Here is a 12,515-nt window from a genome sequence, read left to right as displayed (position 1 = left end):
GTGAGATAGCCGTAGGTGCCGTTGATCTGGGTGTTGAGGCCGCCAACCGCCGAGGTTGAGGTGTCGCTGCCAGCACGCACACCGATCACCGCGCCGCTTGCGGCGGGTCCGTCGGCACCGCCCACATCGTTGTTCAGAACGTTGCCGCTGACCGTCCCGCCTTCGTCCACCGAGGCGGAATCAGCATGGGCGGTGGGCAAATCATCAACGATATTCACATCCAGGTTGCCGGTGGCCGTGGTGCCGTTGTCGTCGGTGACCACGACGGCAAATTGCTCGCTGAGGCTGTTGGCGCCGTTGGCGTTTGCGTGAGCTTCATTGTCCAGCAAGGTGTAGCTGTAACTCACCACGCCCGTGGCGGCGTTGAAGCCGGTGATGGTCAGCGTGTTGCCCAAGGCCGTGGTGATGGACTGTGGGAAACCGGCCGCAACACCGCCCGTGACGACATTGATGCCGCCCACGCTCAGGGTCTGTACACCGTCCAGCGCGGTGATGGTGAAGGTGCCGCTTTGGGTCAGCGCTGGAGCGTCCGGGCTGGTGCCGTCGCTGAGGTTTTTCTCCTGAAGGTTCAGCTCACCGCCTTCGGTGTCCAGGCCTTCGATGATCACCGGGTCGTCGTTGTTGTGTACCTGCAACACCAGGTTGGCGGTGCTGGTGTCGCCATCGGCGTCGGTCAGGGTGTAGGTGAAGGTTTCGCTACCGCTACCGCCGCCGTGCAGGCCTTTGAAGTCGGCGTCGGCGGTGTTGAGCGTGTAGGTGTAGGAACCGTCAGCATTGAGGACCAGCGTGCCGTAAGTGCCAGTGAAAGTACCGGGCGTGACCGGGCCGGACGCCACACGATCCGCGCCTTCGGTGTCATTGGTCAGCACGCTGCCCGTCAGGGTCAGGTTGGTTTCCGAGGCGGTGCCGGCGTTGCTGTCGTCCACGGCTTGAGGCACATCATCAACGATATTCACATCCAGGTTGCCGGTGGCCGTGGTGCCGTTGTCGTCGGTGACCACGACGGCAAATTGCTCGCTGAGGCTGTTGGCGCCGTTGGCGTTTGCGTGAGCTTCATTGTCCAGCAAGGTGTAGCTGTAACTCACCACGCCCGTGGCGGCGTTGAAGCCGGTGATGGTCAGCGTGTTGCCCAAGGCCGTGGTGATGGACTGTGGGAAACCGGCCGCAACACCGCCCGTGACGACATTGATGCCGCCCACGCTCAGGGTCTGTACACCGTCCAGCGCGGTGATGGTGAAGGTGCCGCTTTGGGTCAGCGCTGGAGCGTCCGGGCTGGTGCCGTCGCTGAGGTTTTTCTCCTGAAGGTTCAGCTCACCGCCTTCGGTGTCCAGGCCTTCGATGATCACCGGGTCGTCGTTGTTGTGTACCTGCAACACCAGGTTGGCGGTGCTGGTGTCGCCATCGGCGTCGGTCAGGGTGTAGGTGAAGGTTTCGCTACCGCTACCGCCGCCGTGCAGGCCTTTGAAGTCGGCGTCGGCGGTGTTGAGCGTGTAGGTGTAGGAACCGTCAGCATTGAGGACCAGCGTGCCGTAAGTGCCAGTGAAAGTACCGGGCGTGACCGGGCCGGACGCCACACGATCCGCGCCTTCGGTGTCATTGGTCAGCACGCTGCCCGTCAGGGTCAGGTTGGTTTCCGAGGCGGTGCCGGCGTTGCTGTCGTCCACGGCTTGAGGCACATCATCAACGATATTCACATCCAGGTTGCCGGTGGCCGTGGTGCCGTTGTCGTCGGTGACCACGACGGCAAATTGCTCGCTAAGGCTGTTGGCGCCGTTGGCATTTGCGTGGGCTTCGTTGTCCAGCAAGGTGTAGCTGTAACTCACCACGCCCGTGGCGGCGTTGAAGCCGGTAATGGTCAGTGTGTTACCCAATGCCGTGGTGATGGATTGTGGGAAACCGGCTGCAACACCACCCGTGACGACATTGATGCCGCCCACGCTCAGGGTCTGTACACCGTCCAGCGCGGTGATGGTGAAGGTGCCGCTTTGGGTCAGCGCTGGAGCGTCCGGGCTGGTGCCGTCGCTGAGGTTTTTCTCCTGAAGGTTCAGCTCACCGCCTTCGGTGTCCAGGCCTTCGATGATCACCGGGTCGTCGTTGTTGTGTACCTGCAACACCAGGTTGGCGGTGCTGGTGTCGCCATCGGCGTCGGTCAGGGTGTAGGTGAAGGTTTCGCTACCGCTGCCGCCGCCGTGCAGGCCTTTGAAGTCGGCGTCGGCGGTGTTGAGCGTGTAGGTGTAGGAACCGTCAGCATTGAGGACCAGCGTGCCGTAAGTGCCAGTGAAAGTACCGGGCGTGACCGGGCCGGACGCCACACGATCCGCGCCTTCGGTGTCATTGGTCAGCACGCTGCCCGTCAGGGTCAGGTTGGTTTCCGAGGCGGTGCCGGCGTTGCTGTCGTCCACGGCTTGAGGCACATCATCAACGATATTCACATCCAGGTTGCCGGTGGCCGTGGTGCCGTTGTCGTCGGTGACCACGACGGCAAATTGCTCGCTAAGGCTGTTGGCGCCGTTGGCATTTGCGTGGGCTTCGTTGTCCAGCAAGGTGTAGCTGTAACTCACCACGCCCGTGGCGGCGTTGAAGCCGGTAATGGTCAGTGTGTTACCCAATGCCGTGGTGATGGATTGTGGGAAACCGGCTGCAACACCACCCGTGACGACATTGATGCCGCCCACGCTCAGGGTCTGTACACCGTCCAGCGCGGTGATGGTGAAGGTGCCGCTTTGGGTCAGCGCTGGAGCGTCCGGGCTGGTGCCGTCGCTGAGGTTTTTCTCCTGAAGGTTCAGCTCACCGCCTTCGGTGTCCAGGCCTTCGATGATCACCGGGTCGTCGTTGTTGTGTACCTGTAGCACCAGGTTGGCGGTGCTCGTATCGCCATCGGAGTCGGTCAGGGTGTAGGTGAAGGTTTCAGTGCCACTTCCGCCGCCGTGCAACGCCACGAATTGCGGGTCGCTGGTGTTGAGGGTGTAGGTGTACGTGCCGTTGGGGTTCAGCACCAGGGTGCCGTAGGTGCCGGTGAACGTGCCGCCAATGATCGGCCCGCTGTCAGGACCGGTGGGGATGCGGTCGGCGCCTTGATGATCGTTGGGCAAGACGTTGCCGGTGAGCGTGACAAGACTTTCCGATGCGGTGCTGGCGTGGCTGTCGTCAATCGCCTGGGGTACGTCGTCGGTGATGTTGACGTCCAGGGTCCCCGTGGCGGTGTCGCCATCGCTGTCGACGGCCACGACGGGGAACTGCTCGCTGATGTTGTTGGCCCCGCCCCCGGCGGGATGGCTTTCATTGTCCGTCAGGGTATAGCTGTAGCTGACCACACCGGTCGCGGGGTTGTAACCGGTGATGGTCAACGTGTTGCCCAGCGCCGAGGTGATGGATTGGGGAAAACCTGCGGGCACGCCACCGGTGATCACGGCGATTCCACCGATACTCAGGCTGCTCAGCCCATCGGGCGCGGAAATGGTGAAACTGCCGCTTTGCACCAGCGCGCCGGGATTGCTGGCGGAACCGTCAGACAGGTTCGCCTCATTGGCGGTCAATTCACCGCCATCCACGGTCAAGCCATCAAGGGTAACCGGGTTGTCCGGGGTTTCAGGGTCTACCGGTGGCACGATTGCATCGTCGCCGCCGTCATCCGGATCACCGGCCAGACGCAGGTCTGGAAACTCGGGTATCCCGTTGAACCCGGCGGTGGGAAAACCGATCTGCGGATCGACTTCCCCGCCGACCTCTTCCAGCAACACAAAACTGTGCCCGCCACCCACGCCCCCCGGATTACCGCCCTCGGCGCCTGCAGCCGTCGCCTCGCCGGTCTGGGTCGGGTCAGCGCCGGCGGCGATGGCTTGTTGCAGTTTTTGCACATCGGTCAGTTGCGCATCACTGGGTGTGGTGGCCTCAGGCGTATCGCTAGCAGAGGCCTGGTTGGCGAGCAATTGCGGGCTCAGCGTCAGGTCACTTCCGCGGCCCAGGGTCAACTCCTTGCCGTTTTGCAACTGCACAGCCACCGCCCCTTCGGCCCCGGTAATCAGGTGCTCGCCGGCATAGAGCCGATCACCTTCAACCAGAGGTCGCCGCAGACCGCCGACGGCTTCTGCGAAAACCTGTCCTACCACCTTGCTGACGGTACCGATGAGCGCTGCCATGTGCATTCCTCCGTTGCCAACCGCAGTCGGCACCTGTCTGGGTGAAGAATTGGTGCTCGGGTTGGCAGCCAGGGAATCTGGAAAATCTGCCAGCTTTCGGGGACGTAAAAGGCGCTAGCTATTCGCCACAATGACAAAAAACCGTCACTTAAAATCACCTTTCAAGTCGTCCTTTTCGGCACCTCTTCACATCGCTTCAAAATGATTATGGAACTTTATTGACGCCCAAAATCCGTCAGGACCCGCAGATTCAAAGGCTTTCGCTTTGAACAATGTGCCGCTTTTTTCCAAGCACATAAGTTTTTTTTGGCATAAGTCTTATGAGAAATTCTTCTTAGGTTTTGCGCAGGATGTTCTTAGCTGTGTTGTTACAAGCTTGAAACGGTTTTGATCTTAAATACGTCAATATTTTGGCGACAGCGAAGCACAACAGACCTTAGGAGATGCACCCCATGCGCGTTCTTTCCCCCCTCTGCAGCGCGGTTTTGCTGGCCATGGCCTGCTCTTCTTCAGCGCAGGCCATGTCGTTGACCGAAGCGATCCAGAGCACCATTGCTACTCACCCGGAACTGGCGCAACGGGTCGATAGCCGTCTGTCGGCCAATGAAGACGTCAAGGTCGCCAGAGGGGGGTTCTTCCCGTCGGTGGACCTTAATGCCGGCTACGGGCGCGGCTACAGCGACAACACCAACACCCGGGCGCTGGGCAATCACCACACCAATATCCTGACTTACACCCAGTCGGAGCTGCGCCTGCGGCAGATGCTGTTTGACGGGTTCAACACTGCCAATGAAGTGGAACGCACCAAAGGCGTGGTCAATTCCCGGGCCTACTACGCCCAAGGCACCGCCCAGGACCTGGCGCTGCGCACCATCGAGGTTTACCTGGAAGTGCTCAAGCGTCGCGAGCTGGTGACCCTGGCCAAGAACAACCTGCAGGCTCACCTGCGCGTCAACGACCAGATCGGCCTGCGCACCGAGCGTGGCGTGGGCAGTACCGCCGACTCCGATCAGTCCAATGCTCGCCGGGCCCTGGCGGAAAACAATTACGACACCGCCCAGGTCGACCTGGCCGACGCCGAGGCTAACTTCTACAGCGTGGTCGGACGCATGCCCGATGAGCTGGAAACACCGCCCTCGACCAAAGGCGAGATGCCCGCTGACCTGCGCGAAGCCCAGCAAAGCATGGTGGACAACAACCCGTACCTGAAATCGGCCCAGGCCGACGTGCAGTCCGCCGAAAGCCAGTATGAAGTGGCCAAGTCGCCGTTCTATCCGCGGTTCGACGCCGAGGCGGCGGTGGGCGCCAATAACAACCTCGGCGGCGAAGAAGGCCACGACAACAACTGGCGGGTCGGCGTGGTGATGAACTACAACCTGTTCCGCGGCGGCAGCGACAAGGCGCGGTTGGCGTCCAATGCCCACCAGATCAACCAGGCCATGGACATCCGCAACAACGCCCTGCGCCAGCTCAACGAAGACACCCGCCTGGCCTGGAACGCGATGCTCAACGCCCGCAAGCAGACCCCCACCGCCCGGGAATATGCCGAAACCACTTCCCGTGTACGCGCCGCCTATCAGGATCAGTTCGGTCTCGGCCAACGGACCCTGCTCGATGTGCTCGACAGCGAAAACGAGCTGTACAACGCCAACCGTCGCTACACCGAAGTGCGCTACACCGAGGAATACTCGATGTATCGGGTATTGGCGAACATGGGCCAGCTGTTGAGCAAACAGCGGGTGGTGCTGCCGGCCGACGCGGTCGCTCAAACAGAAGTCAAAAACGAAGCGCGGCTGCCAGAACTGAAGTAGCCCCCCAAAAAAATGGGAGCGATCAATGTGACCAGCATGGAACCCGCAACCCCCAGCACCGATCCGCGGCTGAATGTCGATGATCCCTTGCTGGACGGTCTGTTGATCCTCTGCAAACTCCATGGCGCGACAGTCAGCCGCGCCAGCCTTGGCGCCGGGCTTCCAATGGCGCACCAACGCCTGAGCCTGGACCTGCTGCCGCGCGCAGCGGCCCGGGCCAATTTGCAGGCGCGCTTGCTGCGCCGAGAGCTGGCCGATATTTCGCCACTCAACCTGCCGGTGATGCTGATTCTGGCCGGTGGTCGTTGCGCCGTGTTGCGGCGCTGGAGTGAGGACGGCCAGGCGCTGATCCTGCCCAGCGAAGCCGATGGCGGCGAGCAGTGGGTCAGCCGCGACGAACTGAGCGCCGTCTACAGCGGCCAGGCTTTGTTCGCCCGGCCGCGCCATGAACTCGAAGACCTGCGCGCGCCCTTGGTTCCACGGGTCGAGGCCTGGTTTCGTGACACCTTGAAACTGTCACGCTGGCTGTACAGCGACGCGATCCTGGCAAGTTTGCTGATCAACCTGCTGGGGCTGATGGTGCCGCTGTTCGTCATGCAGACCTACGACCGCGTGGTGCCAAACCAAGCCACATCGACGTTGTGGGTGCTGGCCGTGGGGCTGCTGATCGGCACGGGTTTCGAACTGGTTTTGCGCGTGGTGCGCGCCCATCTGCTGGACACCGCCGGCAAGAAAACCGACGTGATCCTCTCCGCGACCCTGTTCGAACGCATCACCGGCATGGCGATGAAGGCCAAACCGGTGACCATCGGCGGGTTCGCCCAAAGCATCCATGACTTCCAGGGTCTGCGCGAATTCCTGACCGCTGTCACCCTCACCAGCCTGATCGACCTGCCCTTCGCCGTGCTGATGCTGGTGGTGATCGGGTTGCTGGGTGGCTGGCTGGTGGTGATTCCGGTGGTGGCTTTTCCGCTCACCATTATTTTCGCCATGATCATCCAGGCACGCCTGCGTGACACCGTGCAAAAAAGCCTGGCCCTGGGCGCCCAGCGCCAGGCATTGCTGATTGAAACCCTCGGCGGCCTGGAAACCCTCAAGGCTTGCAGCGCCGAAAGCGAGCGCCAGCATCAATGGGAAAGCACCCACGGCGCCCTCACCCGCCTGGACAGCCACGCCCGCAGCCTCTCGGCGCTGGCCACCAACGGCACGCTGTTTTTGCAACAACTGGCCGGCATGGCGACCATCGTCGCCGGGGTCTACAGCATCATCGCCGGTAACCTCAGCGTCGGCGCGCTGGTGGCGACCTACATGCTCGGCAGCCGGGTGCTGGCGCCGCTGGGGCAGATCGCCGGGCTGATCACCCGCTACCAGCAGGCCCAACTGACCATGCGCAGCACCGATGCGCTGATGGCGCTGCCTCAGGAGCGCGATGCCAAACAACGGCCGCTGGATCGCACCCAATTGCAGGGCGCGCTGGACGTCAGCGGCGTGACCTTCCATTACAACGGCCAGAACGCCCCGGCGCTGGCGAATGTGAGTTTCAGCCTCAAGCCCGGCGAACGGGTCGGGATCATCGGTCGCAGTGGCTCGGGCAAGAGCACCCTGGCGCGCCTGGTGATGGGGTTTTATGAGCCCCAGGAAGGCCAGTTGCTGCTCGATGGGCTCGACCTTCGGCAACTGGACGTGGCGGACCTGCGCCAGCAGATCGGCTATGTCGCCCATGACCTGCCGCTGCTGGCCGGCAGCCTGCGGGACAACCTCACCCTCGGCGCCCGCTACATCAGCGATGCACGCATGCTGGAAGTGGCGGAACTGACCGGCGTCACCGAACTGGCCCGCCAGCATCCCCAGGGCTTTGACCGCCCGGTGGGCGAGCGCGGGCAGTTGCTCTCCGGTGGGCAACGCCAGGCCGTGCTACTGGCCCGAGCCCTATTGCTCGACCCGCCGATCCTGCTGCTGGACGAACCCACCAGCGCCATGGACAACAGCAGCGAAGACGTGTTGCGGCAAAAGCTTCACACCCATGTGCAGGGCAAGACGGTGCTGCTGGTGACCCACCGCACGTCGATGCTGAGTCTGGTGGATCGGCTGGTGGTGCTGGACAACGGCCGGATTGTGGCCGATGGGCCGAAGGAAGCGGTGATCGATGCACTGCGTAAAGGACGGGTGGGGTCTGCGGCGGTGTAACAGCCCACACAGTCCCCTCGCCACAAAAGCCGCACCAACCTTAGCTCTTTTAACTGACGGGTATCGCCCATGTCTGCTCAAACACCCGATTCAGCGGCCCGAAGCTACTTCGGCAGTTTCAGCAAAAGCGCCGAAAGCGAGTTCATGCCGGAAACCGCCGGTGCCGCGCTGCAGGATTCGCCCCGTCGCTCGCGGGTCACGGTGTGGCTGGCGGCCGGACTGATCATCACCGCGTTGGTGTGGGCCAAACTGGCAGTCTTGCAGGAAGTCACCACCGGTGAAGGCAAGGCCATTCCCTCGAGCAAGATTCAGGTAATCCAGAACCTGGAGGGCGGCATCGTCACCGAGATTTTCGTGCGCGAAGGGCAGATGGTGAACAAGGGCGACACCCTGCTACGCCTGGACGACACACGGTTTCTGTCGAACAAGGGCGAAAGCGAGGCCGACCGTTATGCTCTGACCGCCCAGGTCGAACGCTTGTCGGCCGAAGCCGAAGGCCGGCCTTTCGAACTGTCCGCTGAAGTCATCAGCAAGGCCCCGCAAGTGGCCGAGGACGAACGCTCGCTGTATGAACAACGACAGCGGCGCCTGGCCAGCGAACAGCGGACGCTGTCCGAACAACTGCGCCAGAAAACCCAGGAGCTGGCGGAGTTTCGCTCCAAGCAGGGCCAGTTCAGTTCCAGCCTGGCCTTGCTGCAAGAAGAGATGAACATGTCGGCACCACTGGTGCGCACCGGGGCGGTGTCGCCGGTGGAAATCCTGCGGCTCAAACGCAGCGCGGTGGAAATCCGTGGTTCGCTCAACGCCACCACCCTGGCGATTCCTCGGGCCGAATCGGCGATCAACGAGATCAAGAGCAAGATCGACGAATCGGAACAATCCTTCCGCTCCGAAGCGGCCAAGGAACTCAATGAGAAACGCACGGAGTTGTCAAAAATCACCGCTTCGAGCATTGCCATCGACGACCGCGTGACCCGCACCACTGTGGTCTCGCCGGTACATGGGGTGATCAAGCAGCTAAAGGTCAACACCATCGGCGGCGTAGTGCAGCCGGGCAGCGACATGGCAGAAATCGTGCCGCTGGAAGACAACCTGCTGATCGAAGCCAAGGTCCGCCCCCAGGACGTGGCCTTCCTGCATCCGGGCCAGAAAGCCATGGTCAAGTTCAGTGCCTATGACTACACGATCTACGGCGGGATGAGCGCCAGGCTCGAACTGATCGGCGCCGACACCATCACCGATGACAAGGGCAACAGCTTCTACCTGATCCAGGTGCGCACAGATAAAAATCACTTGGGCGGCGATGCCAAACCGTTGTTGATCATTCCTGGGATGGTGGCGACGGTGGACATCATTACCGGGGAGAAAAGTGTCCTGGATTACCTGCTCAAGCCGGTGTTGAAGGCGCGGACTGAGGCGATGCGTGAGCGGTAGGCCTTGAGCTGAGACTTTGGTTGATTGTGCTGCCGCGATCGCGAGCAAGCTCGCTCCCACATTGGATCTGTGGTGTTAGCAGATTTTTTGCATGCACTGGAGATCAACTGTGGGAGCGAGCCTGCTCGCGATGAGGCCAGCACAGTCACTACTTATTCCTGCGCATGATTACGCCGAAAAACCTCCTCCCCCATCGCAGCAATCTGCCCCTCGATCAACGCTTCGAACGGCCTCAGCAACGGCTCAAAACGGGCCGGTGTCTCAAGGGTTTGCAGCGCCTGGACAACCGCCTCCACCGTCGACAACGCCCCTGGCCCTGGCGCCTTGCGCAAGCGGTATCGAGACACACTGCCCGCGGCCAGTGTCACCCTCGGCAGCGCCGCCAACAGAGGGTTGAGGTGCAGCAACTTGCGCGCCTTGCGCCAGGTGCCGTCCGGGACGACCAGTAGCAGCGGATCCTCAGACAGAGCATAAGCATGCATGGGCTGCGCCTCTTCGCCGGGAAACAAAAGCCGCGCCTGATAACCCGGTTGATTGAGCAGCCCAGGCAAATCCTCGAACACCTCGCCCACGATCAACTCGGCATTATTGAGCCCCAACGCCGCCAGCCGCGCGGTGTTCAGGGCATGGTTCACCTCGCTGGGATGCTGCAACAACAGCACCCGAGTGCGGCTGTCGAGGCTGGGGATCAGCGGGCACAAACAATGGCTTTGCGGCCTGTGGCAGCGCGGACAATGAATTCTGGACATGACGGCACCTCAGGCCTGGTTGAGCTGCGCCTTGAGCAGATCGCGAAAAGTCTGGATCAGCGGCTCACGGCTGCGGCCACGGCGTACGATCATCGAAAACGGTGCCTGATAACCAAAAGTGGCCGGCAGCAACACGCGCAAATCGCCCTTGTCCACCCAGGCCTGAGCGTAGTGTTCGGGCAGATAGCCGACGTAGGCGCCGGACAATACCAGGATCAACTGCGCCTCCATGCTCTCCACCGTCGCCGCGCTGTGCTTGAAGCCGTGGCGGGCCAGTTCGGCCTGGCTCCAGTAACCCCGCCCGACCATGCGTTGCTGGGTGATGAGTTGCTCAGGGATACGCCGCTCGTTGAACAGCGGGTGACGGTTGCTGCAATACAACCAGTGCTGCTCACGGTACAGCGGCATGTAGACCAGGCCGCTCATGCGCGTGGAAAACGCGCCGATGGCCAGGTCCAGGCGGTTGTCCTGCACGCCCAGTTGCAGTTCGTACGGGCTCATGACCGACAGGTGCAGGTGGACTGCCGGATGCTCCTGGCTGTAGGCGCCGATGGCTTCGGCGAACGGCAGGGCTTTGTCGCTGACGGTGGAATCGATCACCCCCAGGTTCAGCGTGCCGCGCAACTCACCCTTCAGCGCGGCGGCGTATTGCTCGAACCCTTCAAGCTCGCCCAAAAGACGCAGGGTCTCCTGGTGGAACAACTCGCCCTTGCTGGTCAGGCTGAACCCACCCCGCCCACGATGACACAACACCAGGCCCAGGGCCGATTCGAGCTGGCTCATGTAGGTGCTGATGGCCGACGTGGAAAGGTTGAGCTCGTGCTGGGCATTGGCGAATCCCTGGTGCCGCACGACGCTGACGAAAATGCGCAACAGTTTCAGGTCGGGTAGAGCGTTGGCCATGGAGAACTCCAGATTACACGATGCATAGAACTTGCCGTGCCCTTGTGGCGAGGGAGCTTGCTCCCGCTCGACGGCGCAGCCGTCGCAAAACCTGTCGACGCGATTTAACTGATGCGCCGAGGTGAATGATTTTGGGGCTGCTTCGCAACCCAGCGGGAGCAAGCTCCCTCGCCACAGGGGACATCATGTCTCCCAGGACTGCGCTGAAGCGGAGTCTATCGCCCCATCCCGCATTAGTTTAGAAAAATCTGAACTAAGTATTTGCCCCCAGCGATTCTTCCACTCCCAGGCTTTTCGCAGAATCGACCCCTGATAAATAAAACAACGATGAGGCCCTACCCGTGGACAAGATTCTTCACCAACCACTGGGCGGCAACGAAATGCCGCGCTTCGGCGGCATCGCCACCATGATGCGACTCCCCCATTTACAAACCGCTGCCGGCCTGGACGCTGCTTTCGTCGGCGTGCCGCTGGACATCGGCACCTCCCTGCGCGCCGGCACCCGTTTCGGGCCCCGCGAGATCCGCGCTGAATCGGTAATGATCCGTCCCTACAACATGGCCACCGGTGCCGCGCCGTTCGACTCGCTGTCGGTGGCCGATATCGGTGATGTGCCGATCAATACCTTCAATCTGCTGGACGCCGTGCGGATCATCGAAGAGTCGTACCACAAGATTCTGGAACACAACGTCATTCCCCTGACCCTGGGCGGCGATCACACCATCACCCTGCCGATCCTGCGGGCGATCCACAAGAAACACGGCAAGGTCGGCCTGGTGCACATCGACGCCCATGCCGATGTGAACGATCACATGTTCGGTGAGAAAATCGCCCACGGCACCACCTTTCGCCGCGCCGTGGAAGAAGGCCTGCTCGATTGCGACCGCGTGGTGCAGATCGGCCTGCGGGCCCAGGGCTACACCGCCGATGACTTCAACTGGAGCCGCAACCAGGGTTTCCGCGTAGTCCAGGCCGAAGAGTGCTGGCACAAATCCCTCGCCCCACTGATGGCCGAAGTCCGCGAGAAGGTCGGCGGCGGCCCGGTGTACCTGAGCTTCGATATCGACGGCATCGACCCGGCCTGGGCCCCTGGCACCGGCACCCCGGAAATCGGTGGCCTGACCACCATCCAGGCCATCGAAATCGTGCGTGGCTGCCAGGGCCTGGACCTGGTCGGTTGCGATCTGGTAGAAGTCTCGCCGCCCTACGACACCACCGGTAACACCTCGCTGCTGGGCGCCAACCTGCTGTACGAGATGCTCTGCGTACTGCCCGGTGTGGTCCATCGCTGA

General features: G+C 61.9%; 7 protein-coding genes. 4 read left to right on the top strand and 3 right to left on the bottom strand.

The window, feature by feature from the left end; all coding sequences use genetic code 11:
• Nucleotides 1-4,139 (bottom strand): retention module-containing protein (locus tag MKS85_RS17910; protein WP_310663046.1); only part of this gene is annotated, 4,139 nt, incomplete at its 3' end.
• A 452-nt stretch (nucleotides 4,140-4,591) separates the two neighbouring features.
• Here MKS85_RS17910 and MKS85_RS17905 point away from each other — a divergent pair.
• The 3 genes from MKS85_RS17905 to MKS85_RS17895 all read left to right on the top strand — a co-directional run bounded on the left by MKS85_RS17905 (nucleotide 4,592) and on the right by MKS85_RS17895 (nucleotide 9,571).
• Complete coding sequence (locus MKS85_RS17905) at nucleotides 4,592-5,950, top strand: TolC family outer membrane protein (RefSeq protein ID WP_047227895.1); 1,359 nt, start codon at nucleotides 4,592-4,594, stop codon at nucleotides 5,948-5,950.
• Nucleotides 5,951-5,977: 27 nt separating this feature from the next.
• On the top strand, nucleotides 5,978-8,137 hold the full coding sequence (locus MKS85_RS17900; protein ID WP_188252119.1) for a type I secretion system permease/ATPase: 2,160 nt from the start codon (nucleotides 5,978-5,980) through the stop codon (nucleotides 8,135-8,137).
• Between the two features lie 69 nt (nucleotides 8,138-8,206).
• The gene (locus MKS85_RS17895; RefSeq protein ID WP_047227896.1) at nucleotides 8,207-9,571 is read left to right on the top strand and encodes an HlyD family type I secretion periplasmic adaptor subunit; all 1,365 of its coding nucleotides are present in this window, start codon (nucleotides 8,207-8,209) and stop codon (nucleotides 9,569-9,571) included.
• Nucleotides 9,572-9,723: 152 nt separating this feature from the next.
• Here the strand turns inward: MKS85_RS17895 and MKS85_RS17890 are convergent, their stop codons facing one another.
• Complete coding sequence (locus MKS85_RS17890) at nucleotides 9,724-10,320, bottom strand: DTW domain-containing protein (protein ID WP_310663045.1); 597 nt, start codon at nucleotides 10,318-10,320, stop codon at nucleotides 9,724-9,726.
• 9 nt (nucleotides 10,321-10,329) lie between these two features.
• Nucleotides 10,330-11,223, bottom strand: a complete 894-nt coding sequence (locus MKS85_RS17885) for a LysR family transcriptional regulator (RefSeq protein WP_047227898.1) — start codon at nucleotides 11,221-11,223, stop codon at nucleotides 10,330-10,332.
• Nucleotides 11,224-11,564: 341 nt separating this feature from the next.
• Here MKS85_RS17885 and speB point away from each other — a divergent pair, with 341 nt between their 5' ends.
• The gene (gene speB, locus MKS85_RS17880; protein ID WP_003198979.1) at nucleotides 11,565-12,515 is read left to right on the top strand and encodes an agmatinase; all 951 of its coding nucleotides are present in this window, start codon (nucleotides 11,565-11,567) and stop codon (nucleotides 12,513-12,515) included.

Origin of the sequence: Pseudomonas sp. JL2 (assembly GCF_031570495.1) — a bacterium.
Lineage (GTDB): Bacteria > Pseudomonadota > Gammaproteobacteria > Pseudomonadales > Pseudomonadaceae > Aquipseudomonas > Aquipseudomonas rhizophila.
The sequence above is the reverse complement of the archived record's forward strand: the minus strand, read 5'-3'. Positions and strand labels throughout refer to the sequence as shown.